Origin of the sequence: Streptomyces atratus (assembly GCF_900119365.1) — a bacterium.
GTDB lineage: Bacteria > Actinomycetota > Actinomycetes > Streptomycetales > Streptomycetaceae > Streptomyces > Streptomyces atratus_B.
In genome coordinates this window covers 89,221-102,271 of the sequence record NZ_FPJO01000021.1, presented here as the reverse complement: position 1 = coordinate 102,271, position 13,051 = coordinate 89,221, and the positions used below count along the sequence as shown (strand labels likewise).

10 protein-coding genes are annotated in these 13,051 nt (G+C 72.1%); 3 read left to right on the top strand and 7 right to left on the bottom strand.

Translation table 11 applies throughout. From position 1 onward, the window contains the following. Nucleotides 1-285: 285 nt before the first annotated feature. Nucleotides 286-2,133, top strand: coding sequence for a hypothetical protein (locus BT364_RS28735; RefSeq protein ID WP_256260260.1), 1,848 nt, complete (start codon nt 286-288; stop codon nt 2,131-2,133). 38 nt (nt 2,134-2,171) lie between these two features. On the opposite strand, the gene BT364_RS28730 is transcribed toward BT364_RS28735, so the two are convergent. Next, entirely contained in the window at nt 2,172-3,155 is a 984-nt protein-coding gene (locus tag BT364_RS28730; protein ID WP_072488147.1) for a DMT family transporter, read from the bottom strand. Next, on the bottom strand, nt 3,152-3,763 hold the full coding sequence (locus BT364_RS28725; protein WP_072488146.1) for a TetR/AcrR family transcriptional regulator: 612 nt from the start codon (nt 3,761-3,763) through the stop codon (nt 3,152-3,154). The genes BT364_RS28730 and BT364_RS28725 overlap by 4 nt, the downstream gene beginning before the upstream one ends. Nucleotides 3,764-3,993: 230 nt before the next feature. Here BT364_RS28725 and BT364_RS28720 point away from each other — a divergent pair, with 230 nt between their 5' ends. Next, nucleotides 3,994-4,599 (top strand): DNA polymerase ligase N-terminal domain-containing protein, encoded by a 606-nt coding sequence (locus BT364_RS28720; protein WP_072488145.1) that lies wholly within the window; start codon nt 3,994-3,996, stop codon nt 4,597-4,599. Further along, nucleotides 4,596-5,309, top strand: a complete 714-nt coding sequence (locus BT364_RS28715; RefSeq protein WP_072488144.1) for an HhH-GDP family DNA glycosylase — start codon at nt 4,596-4,598, stop codon at nt 5,307-5,309. Before BT364_RS28720 ends, BT364_RS28715 begins: the two co-directional genes overlap by 4 nt. 37 nt (nt 5,310-5,346) lie before the next feature. Here the strand turns inward: BT364_RS28715 and BT364_RS28710 are convergent, their stop codons facing one another. The 5 genes from BT364_RS28710 to BT364_RS28690 form a co-directional block, all read right to left on the bottom strand. Beyond that, a complete protein-coding gene (locus BT364_RS28710) occupies nt 5,347-6,516 on the bottom strand; it encodes a macrolide family glycosyltransferase (RefSeq protein WP_072488143.1) in 1,170 nt (389 codons plus the stop codon). A 226-nt stretch (nt 6,517-6,742) separates the two neighbouring features. Further along, nucleotides 6,743-8,308 carry an APC family permease gene (locus BT364_RS28705; protein WP_072488142.1) on the bottom strand — a complete coding sequence of 522 codons (1,566 nt, stop codon included), beginning with the start codon at nt 8,306-8,308 and terminating at the stop codon, nt 6,743-6,745. A 247-nt stretch (nt 8,309-8,555) separates the two neighbouring features. After that, nucleotides 8,556-10,019 (bottom strand): aldehyde dehydrogenase family protein, encoded by a 1,464-nt coding sequence (locus BT364_RS28700; protein ID WP_072488141.1) that lies wholly within the window; start codon nt 10,017-10,019, stop codon nt 8,556-8,558. Beyond that, nucleotides 10,016-11,755 (bottom strand): N-acyl-D-amino-acid deacylase family protein, encoded by a 1,740-nt coding sequence (locus BT364_RS28695; protein WP_072488140.1) that lies wholly within the window; start codon nt 11,753-11,755, stop codon nt 10,016-10,018. Before BT364_RS28695 ends, BT364_RS28700 begins: the two co-directional genes overlap by 4 nt. A gap of 163 nt (nt 11,756-11,918) precedes the next feature. Further along, nucleotides 11,919-13,040: an LLM class flavin-dependent oxidoreductase gene (locus BT364_RS28690; protein WP_072488139.1), complete on the bottom strand. Its 1,122-nt coding sequence runs from the start codon at nt 13,038-13,040 to the stop codon at nt 11,919-11,921. Nucleotides 13,041-13,051: the final 11 nt, after the last annotated feature.

Here is a 13,051-nt window from a genome sequence, read left to right as displayed (position 1 = left end):
CCGGTGAAGGCGAACAGTGTGTCAGGAAGTCCCCTGCCGAAAAAGGCAGTTGGACAGGTGGCTCGGCAGGACGCCGAGGGAACGCGGCCGCGGGCCGTCCGTGTGTCTCCCATGCCCGGCCGCGGTGAGAAGTTATGGCGCGAGCGGGTCCGTGAGGCGACAATGCCCATCAGAGGTCGTACACGCCGCGCGCCGGGGGAGCGATTCAGGTTGGCAACCGGAGGGTTATCGGCGGGCGGGCCGCCGCCGCAGGCAGCGGGTTCCGAGGTCACACGGCAACTCTGCATGGCGATGCACACCCGCCCGGCGGCCTCCGTCGCGCCCTGGGCCGGGCGGCGACTGTCCCAGCTGGCCGGGGAGATGCTGCGCGACCCGGCACGCTCGGTTCCCTCGTACGGCTTCGACCTGGTGCCGGTCCTCACGCACGCGGTGCGCGCTTTTCGGCGGCGGCTGCTCCGCCGGGTCGCGGTGGCGGCGGTGTTCGGCCTGGTCGCGGTCTGGCAACCGTTGCCGCCCCTGATCCTGCTGGCCACGCTCTGCCTCGCCCGGCTGCTGGGCTCCAACTGGCCACCGCTGACACTGCTCTGCCTGTGGCTTGCCTTCCGGGCACCGAACTTGCTGTTCGTGCTGGTGGGGCCGCAGGATCAGAAGAACAAGTACGAGATTTTGGTACAGAATGCGCCTTTGCTCGTGCTCGGGTCCGCTCTGGCCCTGGTGTACGTCGCCGACGCGGTGGTAGCCCGGTCGGCGCGCGATCGGGCAGGCCGGGAGGGTGGTGCCCGGGAACGGTCGCCCTCCATCGGCCCGAGGGCCCGCAGACGCGTGGAGCGGGTCGGTCTCCAGCAGAACGGCACCGCCTTGCCGTACGACGGCCAGGGCCGGTTCATCGGCGCGGGCCGAGAATCCCGGGGCGCGGTGGAGATCCGCGTGCCGTTGCGTCCAGGGCGCTCCGGCCGGCCCGTCGTGGCGCTGCGCGAGACAGAACTGCTGGCAGGCATCGAGGCCGCGATGAGCACCGTCGGCCGGGGCGCGGGCAGGCCCGACGACCTCACGGAGACCGAGCCACTGCCCGGTTTCTCCGTGGCCCAGGTGCTCGCCCTGCCGGCCGCCCTGTGGCTGGAGCGCGGCCGGGGCGGGGCCGGGGCATCGGAGACGGCGGGTGGGCTGGGCCGGCCCGAGCGGCTGTATCTGCGGGCACAGTGCGTCAGCTGGCAGGGGCAGCTCGTGGTGAGCCTCTTCGTGCACGCGGCGCTCCAGGCCGGTGAATTAGGGCTCACCCTGCGGCCGCAGGTGATGGCACCGCTGCTGCCGCTGCCCGAGCCCACCGGCTCCGCGGTGCTCGAAGGTCTGCGCGCGATGGCGGGACTGTGGGCGAGACCGGTGAAGGAGACCGACCCGGCCGGGGCCGATCCGGCCGGCGCCGACGGCCCGCTGAGCCTGCGTGACTTCCTCTCCCTGCCCACGATTCCCGATGTGCACCAGAGCAGCGATGCGGCACGCCATGTCGAACTCATGCAGGCGGCCGTCCTCGGCGCCGTGGAGGCCCTGCTCGAACGCCACGGCTTCGCGACGGACGCGCTCTCCGACCGGCACACAGTGATCAACAGCATTCAGGTGCTGGGCGACAACAACGCGGGGATCCAGCTCGCGGGCGGTCTGACACTGGCCCAGGTGGCACAGACTGCGCCCACCGCGCCCGCCTCGACCGAAGGAGTACCCATGAGCCCAGGATTTCCGCACCGGAACCCGCCCTCCGAGCCCGCACGGGCCCCGGGGTCCGGCATCAGCATCGGCGGCGACAACACCGGCACCGCGCAGAACGCCGTCGGCCACCGCCTGTCCCACATCACCCAGACCGGCGCCGGCCAGGGGAACGCCCCGCTCGACTCAGTCGCCGCCCTTCTGGCCTCCTTCCGCGCGGACATCGACCGCAATGCGGCCCTGCTGGCGGACCTGGAAGCCCTGCGCGACCAGACGACGACGCTGGCGGGCACCCTGACGGACCCTCAGAGCGAGGGCTTCCGCCCCGCCCTGCGCATGGCGGTCCGTTCCCTGCCCGCGCTGGTGGCCGGGACGGCCGTCCAGCAGACGGGCGAGGCACTGGTGACGGCGATCAGTGAGCTGCTGGGCTGAGCCCCGGTACGCGCACGACGGGACTTCGCGGACAGGGCCTACGCCCGCTCGTCCACGGCGGGGACGGCGGCCGGGGCCACCGCGCCGCGTGCCCGTACGCGGACGGGCCGGGACGGGGCGGTCAGCACGCCCAGGCAGGCGATGACGAGGGCGATGCCCGTCCAGCCGAGGGCCGGGAGGTGCTCGCCGACGACCAGGACCGCGAAGACGGCCGCCACGGCGGGCTCCAGCAGGGACAGGGTCGTCGCGGTGCTGACCGGGATGCGGGACAGGCCGAAGCCGAACAGGACGTACCCGGCGAACATCGGCACCAGCGCCATGTAGAGCCCGACGCCCGCGTTGGCCCAGGAGGCGACCAGCGGTGCGCCGGTGGCCAGCAGGACCGGTACGAGCATCAGCCCGCCGAGGCCGAACACCGCGCCCATGGCCGCCCGCGAGGTGACGCCGCGGGTGATGAGGCGGTGCGCCGCCCACGCGTACACGGCGTACGTCACGCCCGCGACCAGCCCGAGGCCCACGCCCACGACGGTCTGCCGGGCGGAGCCCGTGCCCGCTCCGCTGCCGGCCTGCGCGGCCTCGGCCGCACAGAGCAGCACTGTGCCGGCCAGCCCCAGGGCGGCCCCCGTCATCCACCTCCGGGACAGGCTCCGGCCGTCGGCGAGCCGCTCGATCAGGGCCGATGCCAGCGGGGCCGAGCCGATGGAGACGACCGTGCCGACCGCGACACCGGCCAGGTGCATGGAGGTGTAGAAGGCGAGCGGATACAGCGCCACACCCACTCCCCCGAGGAGCACGATCCGCCCCTGCGCCCTCAGTCGCGCGCGGCCCCGCGCGATGCCGCGTCCGGCCATCAGGGCCTGGAGCAGACCGCCCAGGCCCATCGCGGCGGCGCCGATCGCCAGCGGCCCGACCTCGGGCGCGAAGGTCGCCGCGGTGCCCGTGGTGCCCCAGAGCACCGAGGCCAGCAGGACCGCGAGTGCGCCGAGGCCCGGTCCGGCGGTGCGCCCGGCGGGCCGGGTCACAGGGCGCCCACCAGGGATGCCGCCAGGTCCCGGGCGCTGCGCATGCGTGCGTCGTCGCCTTCGAGGCCGGCACGCACGATGGCCCCTTCGAGCAGGAACGCCAGGTGCTCCGCCATGACCCGGGCCCGCTCCTCCTGGCCGGGCAGCAGCTCCCGGAGGTGGGCGGAGAGCAGGCTCTCGACCTCCTCCTTGTGGCGGCGCACCACGGCCCGGCCTTCGTGCCCATTGGGCAGTTCGGCGGCCGCGTTGAGCAGTCCGCAGCCCCGGAAGCCGTGCTCGTAGGCGAAGTCGGCGTGGTCGGCGTAGGCATCGAAGACGGCCAGCACGGCGTCGGCCGGGCCCCGCACCGCGGCCAGCCGGTGCCGGTAGAGGCCGAGCCACTCCTCGTGCCTGGCCTCCAGGTAGGCGCGGACGAGGTCGGCCTTGGAGTCGAAGTTGTTGTAGAGGCTCATCTTGGCGACGCCGGCCTCGGCCGTGATCGTGTCGATGCCCGTCGCGGCCACGCCGTCGGCGTAGAACCGGCGCGCGGCGGCGTCGAGGATCCGCCCGCGCGCCGCCCCCCGCCGCCGCTTCACCGGCTGCTTCTCCTCGGCCTTCGCCTCGCCCATGCCCGCTCGCCTCCTTGATTGGGTAGGTCAGTCTACCCAACAAAGAGCTCGATACCAGCCCCGGGCGAGCCGACACCCGGCCGCCGCGCACAGGACCGGCCCTGCACCACCGCCGGACCCGCGAATACCCACGGCCGGGCCGGTGCCGGTACCCGTCCCGGTGCGCCTCGCGACCGGGGGCGTCACAGTGGAAGGAGCACCGGGCAGGGGCTGCCGTAGGAGGTGTCCGGATGAATGCGACCGGCGACCACGAGGACCGGACGCGCAACGGCGACCGGACGGGCGACGGGGCACGGACGGGCGCGGCGCCCTGCTTCGTCGTACAGATCCACCAGGCGCGGCACATGCACTTCGACTTCCGGCTGGAGGTCGGCGGCGTACTGAAGTCCTGGGCCGTGCCGCGCGGCCCCTCGGAGAACCCGCGCGAGCGGCGGCTGGCCGTCCCGACCGAGGACCACCCGCTGGAGTACCGCACCTTCGAGGGCGTCATCGCGAAGGGCGAGTACGGCGGCGGCACGGTGATCGTCTGGGACCAGGGCACCTACCGGCCGCTCAGCCACGACCGGTCGGGCGCGCCGGTGCCGTTCGAGCAGTCCCTGGAGGACGGGCACGCGACGTTCTGGCTCGATGGGACCAGGCTGCACGGCGAGTTCGCCCTCACCCGCTTCAAGGGCGGCGACGCCCCGGGCGAGGAGGTGTGGATGCTGATCAAGGCCAAGGACGGGCGGGCCACCCAGGACGGCCCCGAAGCGCCGGACCCCTACCTCGCGCGTTCGGCCCGCACCGGCCGCACCCTGGCCCAGGTCGCGGCCGAGGAGGGAAGCGGGTCCCCGTGACCGCCCGCGACACCGTGGAGGTCCTGCTCGCCCGCTACGGAACCACGTACGCGGCCGAGGCCGGGATCCGGCTGCGGAACACCCCGCAGCCGCTGTACCAGCTCCTCGTCCTCAGCGATCTGCTGAGCGCCCGCATCCGCGCCTCCGCGGCGGTGTCGGCGGCGCGTGCGCTGTTCGACCACGGCATGCGCTCGCCGCACCGGATGGCCGCGGCGAGCTGGCAGCAGCGGGTGGACGCGCTGGGCGAGGGCGGCTACCGGCGCTACGACGAACGGACCGCCACCCAGCTCGGCGACGGGGCACGGCTCCTGCTCGACGAGTACGGGGGTGATCTGCGGCGGCTGCGCGCGGAGGCCGACGGCGACCTGGACACCCTGCGGGCCGGGCTGCGCCGGACCCCGGGCATCGGCCCGGCCGGCGCGGACATCTTCGTACGCGAGGTGCAGGCCGTATGGCCGGAGACGGCGCCGTACGTGGACGGGAAGGCGCTCCAGGGAGCCGAGCGGCTGGGGCTGCCCGCCTCCCCGGCGGAGCTGGCGGAGCTGGCGGAGCTGGCGAGGCCGGCGGTGTCCGCCGAGCCGCCCCGGCCGGCGCGAGGGGCCGGCCGGGGCGAGCGGACGGACGGGCGCGGGATCGCCGTGCTCGCGGCGGCCCTGGTGCGAGCCGCACTGGACAAGCACATCGTGGACGACGTCAGGGCTCACGCCTGAGGTGGTCCCGTGCCCGAGGGGGACGGGGAACAGCGGGTCAGCCCAGCAGCTCCTCGATGAGGTCGGCGGCCCGTGGGGTGCCGCCCTCGGCCCGCGCGGCGGCGCGCAGCAGCGCGGAGCGGCGGGCCACCTCCGGATCGGCGACGAGTTCGGTCAGGGCGGTCCGCAGGGCCTCGGCGGTGACCTCGTCGGTGTCGATGCGGCGGGCCACCCCGAGCTCGACGAGCCGGTCCGCGTTGGTGAACTGGTCGGCGGCCTGGGGGACGGCGATCATCGGCACACCGGTGAACAGTCCCTCGCTGCTGCCGCCCATTCCCGCGTGGGTGACGAAGGCGTCGGCCTGCTCCAGGATCGCGAGCTGGGGCACCCAGGAGTGCACCTCGACATTGGACGGGATGGCGCCGAGCTCCGACGGGTCGGTGTACTTCCCGATCTGGAGCACGACGTGCCAGCCGGGCAGGTCGCCGTAGGCGGCCAGGCACTGGCGGTAGAACTCCGGCCGGTTCGTGAACGCCGACCCCAGGGAGACCAGCAGCACGTTCCCGGCATCGGCGGGGCGTGTCCACGCCCCCGCCCTTGTGCCGAAGCAGGGGCCGACGAACGTGACCGTGCGGGTGTCGACCCGGTCGGCGTGCGGCTGCATCGCCTTCGGGATCGTCGCCAGGGTGTGCGCGGGCCGGCCGCAGAAGGCGTCCATGTCGGTGGTGGACGCCCCGCAGTCGGCGAGCCACCGGGTGAACCTCGCCCGGTACGCGTCGGCGCCCGGCAGCTGCCACAGCTGCGCCGCGACGTCCTGGTCGTAGCCCTCCCAGCCCACGTAGGTCGGGGACAGCTGCATGAGGGGGCGGTCCTGCGTCTCCGCGAGGACGCGCGCGGGGTAGGCGCCGATGTCGTAGAGATACAGGTCCGCGGGGTCGCGGTCGTAGACGGCACGCAGCTGCGGGAGCGCCTGGACCGCGTCGTCGAGGAAGACGCCCATCGCGGCGACGGGGTCCTCGGGCCAGTCGTTGTCGGCGACCGGCAGCGCGGAGGCGTAGGGGACGAACTCGGCGCCGGTGGCCTCGATCAGCCCGGCCACCGCCGGGTCGTTGGCGTAGGTCACCCGGTGGCCCCGGGCCACCAGCTCGCGGATGATCTCAAGGCTCGGCAGGACATGGCTGACGGCGGGGATGCCGATCATCGCGACATGGGCACGACGACGTGACATGGAGAATCACTCTTTTCAGGTCTACGGAGAACAGGACACAGCGGTCCGGTGCGCCGGCCACGGGCGGAAATCACCGTGGGCGCACTCGGACTCGGCGGGACGGGGTACATGCCCCGCCCGCGTGTCAGCCGTAGATCTGATACATGGAGTACATGCCCGGGACCCTAACCCGTCCCCGTACCCGCCCGCACGCGGTTTTCGGCGAGAGCCCCGGCCGCCGGGGCTCTCAGTCCTCGACGACCAGCGACGGGGTCTCCTTCGTCAGCACCTCGCCGCGGAAGAACGCCGGGCTGCGGCGTTGCATCACCAGCATCAGCACCACGCCGAGCACCAGCAGCCCGACGCCGATGACGAACACCGAGCCGACCCCGAAGACCGCCGAGCCGGAGCCGTACGCCGGGTCCCACATGTCGTAGAGGGTCTTGCCGAAGACCGCGGTGAGCAGGATGCCGCCGACGCCCGGGAACAGGCCCTTGAAGACCAGGTCGCGGAAGGAGCGGGTCAGGTCGGCGCGGAAGAACCAGACGCAGGCGAACGCCGTCAGCGCGTAGTAGAAGCAGATCATGAGGCCGAGCGCGTAGATCGTGTCGACCAGGACGTGCTCGCTGACCAGGGTCATGACCGTGTAGAAGACACCGGTCGCGACGCCCGCGGTGATCGTGGCCCTCCCCGGGGTACGGAAGCGCGGGTGGACCCGGGCGTACGAGGCGGGCAGGGCCTCGTAGGTGGACATCGCGAGCACCGTGCGGGCCACCGGGATGAAGGTGGTCTGCAGGCTCGCGGCGGCCGAGGCGAGCACGGCGACGAAGAGCAGGATACCGAGGCCGGGGCCCATGACCGGGCCGGCCAGCGCGGCGAAGACGTTGTCGGAGGTGTCGGGGTTGGCCAGGCCCAGACCGGAGGTGCCGGAGCCGACGGCCATCTGGGCGGCGACCCCGGTCGCCAGGTAGGAGCCGACCAGCACGACCATCGCGATGAGCGCGGCCCGTCCGGGGGTCTTCTCGCTGCCGGTGGTCTCCTCGTTGGCGGTCAGACAGGCGTCCCAGCCCCAGAACATGAAGATCGACAGCGAAAGACCGGCGGTGAACGTGGCGAAGGACTGCACGGCGAACGGGTTCAGCCAGGACCAGGAGAAGTCGAGCGACGAGGCGAACTCGCCGCTGTGCGCCTTCTGCACGGCCATCGCCACGAACACTGCGAGGACGACCAGTTGGAGCCCCACCAGTGCGTACTGGACGCCCTTGGTGGCCGTCATCCCCCGGTAGCTGATCGCCGTGGCGACCGCGATCAGGGCCAGACAGGTCACGATGTGGACGGGTTTGCTGTCGTCCAGGGCGGCGATCGAGTCGTTGCCGGTGATCTCGCCCGCCAGGAGCCAGAAGTACGAGGTGGCGACGCCCGCCAGGTTCGACAGGACGATGATCGTCGCGATGACCAGGCCCCAGCCGCACATCCAGCCGACGCGCGGGCCGAACGCCTTGACCGTCCAGGTGAAGGAGGTGCCGCAGTCCGGCATGGCCTTGTTGAGCTCGCGGTACGCGAAGGCGACGAGCAGCATCGGCAGGAAGCCGGCCAGGAAGACGGCGGGCATCTGCAGGCCGACCTCTCCCGCGGTGGAGCCGAGGGTGGAGGTGAGGCAGTAGACGGGGGCGACGGTGGAGATGCCGATGACGGCGCTGCCCATCAGGCCGACGGAGTTCCCGCCGAGGCCCTTGCCGCGTACCCCGCTGTCGGCCGGGGCGGAGCCCCGTGCCGCATCTCCGGCCTGTGGCCGCACGTCCAGCTGAGTCATGAAAAGGACGATAAACGCTACGATTTCCACATCCGGAGGATGAGACTCCATCGTCTCACCCTTGAATTCCAGGCAACAATACGGAAAGACCTTGATTAATTGAAGGCCATTCGCGAATAACGCCTTCCGATGAGAGGTCGAGGCGCGCTCGCAGCACCGTACGAGAACCGCAGCGCTGTCCGTTTTGCGGTGGTTCAAAATTTTCCGTGGGTGTCCGCTGAGCGGACACCCACGGCAATGTGCCGGTTCAGCCGGGCCAGACGATCGACTGGAGTTCGCTGTACGCGTGCAGGGCGTACGAGCCGACGTCGCGCCCGACACCGCTCTTCTTGAACCCGCCGAACGGGGCCTCCATGTTCCGCCCGACGGTGTTCACGCCGACCCCGCCGGCGCGCAGCCGCCGGGCCACCCGGAAGGCGCGGGCCACGTCCGAGGACCAGACGTAGTCGATCAGTCCGTAGTCGCTGTCGTTGGCGAGCGCGACGGCCTCCTCCTCGTCGTCGAAGGGGACGACCACGACGACCGGGCCGAAGATCTCCTCGCGCACGACGCGCATGTCGTTGGTGCAGTCGGCGAGCAGGGTCGGGGCGACATAGAAACCGCGGTCCGGCCCGGCCGGGCGTTCGCCGCCCGTGACGACCCTCGCCCCCTCCTTCCGGCCCAGTTCGACGTACGACTCGACGCGGTCGCGGTGGGCGGCCGAGATGACCGGGCCGACGACCGTGCCCCTGGCCGCCGGATCGCCCACCTTCAGATGGGCCGCGTACGCGGCGAGCTTCCCGAGCAGCGCGTCGTGGACGCCGCGCTGGACGAGGACCCGGGTCGGGGCCGTACAGATCTGGCCGCTGTAGAAGGAGAACGTGGTGCCGATCCCCGCCGCCGCCGAGTCGAGGTCCGCGTCGTCGAGGACGACGGCGGCGCCCTTGCCGCCCAGCTCCATCAACTGCCGCTTCATGCCCCGCCCGCACACCTCGGCGATGCGTTGCCCGACGGCCGTGGAGCCGGTGAAGCTGACCATGTCGACGTCCGGTGAGTCGACGGCGGCCTCCCCCGCCTCGGGGCCCGATCCGGTGACGACATTGACGACGCCCGCCGGGACGCCCGCCGCTTCGAGCGCCTCGGCCATCCGGTAGACGGAGAGCGGGTCCTGCGGGGCGGGCTTCACGACGACCGTGTTGCCCATCGCCAGCGCGGGGGCCACCTTGCCCGCCGGGTTGGCCCAGGGGTTGTTGTACGAGGTGATGCAGGTGACGACGCCGACCGGCTGGCGGACGGCGAGCGCCCCGAAGACCCCGGCCCGCCCCATCGGCCCGGCCTCGTTGATCTGCGGCGCGACCGCCTCCTCCACCGGCTCCAGGGCGCCCCTGGCGTACCGGCGGAAGCGGGCGGCGCCGACGGCGACCTGCATCCCCCGGGCCGTCGCCGTGGTGGCGCCGCTCTCCGCGCGGGCGAGCGCGGCATGGCCGTCGAGGTCGCGCAGCATCAGACCGGCGGCCCGGTCGAGGATCTCGGCCCGCTCCTCGGGGCGGGTGCGCGACCAGGCGGCGAAGGCCTCCCGGGCCGCTGCCGCCGCCGCGTGGACCTGCTCGCGGCTCGCCTCGGGGGCGAGGCCCACGACCTCCTCGGTGGCCGGGTCGATCACCTCGTAATGGCCGTGCTCGGGCTCGGTCCACCGCCCGCCGATGAACAGACGCCTGCTCCCTGCGCTCATACGGTGCTCACCGTCCTGGTGTCGCGCCCGGAACGGAGCACCGTTCCCGGGACCGCGCCGGTCACCTTGTCATCGCGCAGCGTCTCGACCCCGTTGACCCGGACCGACACGATGCCGATCGCCCGGGAGTCGAGCCGGGGGCTGTCGCCGGGCAGATCGTGGACGAGGGTGGCGGGCCCGGCGTCGATGCGCTCCGGGTCGAAGAGGACGAGGTCTGCGTGGAAGCCCTCCTCGATCCGGCCCCGGTCGCGGAGCCCGAAGAGCCGGGCGGGGTCGTCGGTGAGCATCTTCACGGCCCGCTCCAGGGGGACGAGCTTCCGTCCGCGCAGGCAGTCGCCGAGGAACCGGGTGGTGTACGGGGCGCCGCACATCCGGTCCAGGTGCGCGCCCGCGTCGGAGCCGCCGAGCATGACGTCCTCGTGCTCCCAGGTCTCGCGGCGCAGCGCCCAGGAGGCGGGGTCGTTGTCGGTGGGCATCGGCCACAGCACCGTGCGCAGCTCGTCGGCGGCGCAGATCTCGACGAGGCAGTGGAAGGGGTCCAGCCCGCGCTCGGCGGCGATGTCGCGCACGACGCGGCCGGTCAGTCCTGCGTTGGCCTCGCTGTAGGTGTCGCCGATGACGTACCGGCCGAAGTCGGCGAGGCGGCGGAAGACGCCGGCCTCCTTGCTGTCGGCGCGGCGGAGCATCTCGGCGCGGGTGGCGGCGTCGCGGAGCCGTTCGATGCGCTCGGGGACGGGGAGGGCGAGGATCTCGCCCCAGCCGGGTATGAGGTTGAGCGCGCAGAAGGTGCCGAGCGACATGTTCATCGGGGTGAGGATCGGCATGGTGAGCGCGACGATCCGGCCACCGGCCCGGCGGGCCCGTTCGCTGGGCACGAGCTGACGCGGTACGCGTTCGGGGACGGCGGCGTCGATGGTGAGGACGTTCCAGTTCAGCGGGCGTCCGGCGGTGGCGGTCATGTCGACGAGCAGCTCGATCTCCTCGTCGGAGAACTGGTCGAGGCAGCCCGCGACGATCGCTTCGAGCTGGGTGCCCTCGTGTTCGCCGACGGCCCGGGAGAGGGCGAGGAGCTCCTCGGGCAGGGCGTGCCGGGAGGCGACGGGCTGCCCGTCACCGTCGGAGTGGGTGGCGGACTGGGTGGTGGACAGCCCCCAGGCCCCGGCGTCCATCGCGTCGTGGAACAGGGCGAGCATGGCGTCGAGCTGTGCGGGGGTGGGCTGTCCGCCGATCGCGTCGGCGCCCATGACGTGCCTGCGCAGGGCGCAGTGCCCGACCATGAACCCGGCGTTGACGGCGATCCGCCCTTCGAGGGCGTCGAGGTACTCGCGGAAGCTGGACCAGGTCCAGTCGACGCCCTCCTCCAGCGCCTTGAGGGCCATGCCCTCCACCCGCGACATCATCCGGCGGGTGTAGTCGGCGTCCTCGGGGCGCTCGGGGTGCAGCGGGGCGAGGGTGAACCCGCAGTTGCCTCCGGCCACGGTGGTGACGCCGTGGTTCATGGACGGGGTGGCGTACGGGTCCCAGAAGAGCTGGGCGTCGTAGTGGGTGTGCGGGTCGACGAATCCGGGCGCGAGGACGAGACCGGTGGCGTCCTCGGCGGTGACGGCCTCCTCGGTGAGCGTGCCCGGTTCGGCGACGACGGCGATGCGGCCGTCACGGATGCCGATGTCGGCGGGGTACGAGGGCCCGCCGGTGCCGTCCACGACGGTCGCTCCGCGGATGAGGTGGTCGAGCATGACGGGGTTCCCTTCTGTGGTGGGTGGGTGTGCGGCCGGGGTGCGCACGGCCGCGGTACGCACCCCGGCCCCACGGAGCGGCGGTCCGGGAAGACGCCGCTGGTCCGAGCGGGGGCTCCGCCCCCGGGCCCCCGCTCCTCAATCGCCGGAGGGGCTTGTTCTCTCAGGCCGCGTCACGGAAGCGGGAGGTCCGGTGGACCGGGTCCGTGTCGATCTTCGGGATCACGTGCTCACCGATCAGCTTGATCGAGTTCAGCGTGTCCTGACGGCTCACCCCGATCGGCAGCCCGAAGCTCAGCTGGTCCGCCCCGGCCTGCTCCCACCGCTTGCACTGCGCCAGCACCTCGTCCGGATCGCCGCAGATCATCAGCTCCTCGGCGATCAGCAGCTCGATGATCTCCTCGGTGTACTCCGGGAGCAGCTCGGGCCACTCCGGTATCCCCTGCGGCCGGGGGAACGTGTCGTGGTAGCGGAAGAGCAGCGACTGCAGGTAGTTCAGCCCGCCGCCCACCGCGATCTCGACGGCCTTGGCGTGCGTTTCGGCGCAGATGGCCGTGGAGGTGACCATGACGTTGTCGTTGACGAAGTCCCCTACGGGCTCGGCCTCCTTGACGGCCGTCTTGTAGGACTCGACGACCCACTCCATGTCGGAGACCTTCTGCACGCTGAAGCCCAGCACGCCGAGCCCCTTCTTGCCCGCCATCGCGTACGAGGACGGCGAGCCGGCCGCGTACCACATCGCCGGGTGCGACTTCCCGTACGGCTTGGGCAGGATCTTGCGCGGCGGCAGCGACCAGTGCTTGCCCTGGAAGCCGACGTACTCGTCCTGGAGCCACATCTTGGGGAACTCTGCGATGGTCTCTTCCCAGAGTTCCTTGGTGTGGTTCATGTCGGTGATGCCCGGCATGAACCCGAGGATCTCGTGGCTGCCGGCCCCGCGCCCCGAGCCGAACTCGAAGCGTCCCTCCGACAGATGGTCGAGCATGGCGACCTTCTCGGCCACCTTCACCGGGTGGTTGACCGGGGCGAGCGGGTTGAAGATGCCGGATCCGAGGTGGATGCGGTCGGTGGCGTGGGCGAGGTAGCCCAGGTACACGTCGTTGGCCGAGAGGTGCGAGTACTCCTCCAGGAAGTGGTGCTCGGAGGCCCAGGCGTACTTGAAGCCGGACTTGTCCGCCTGGATGACGTACTCGGTCTCCTCGATCAGCGCCTTGTGCTCTGCCCCGGGGTCGACCTTGGCCCGTGCGGCGGGCACGTACCCCTGTACAAAGAGCCCGAATTCCAAGGGGGTTCACC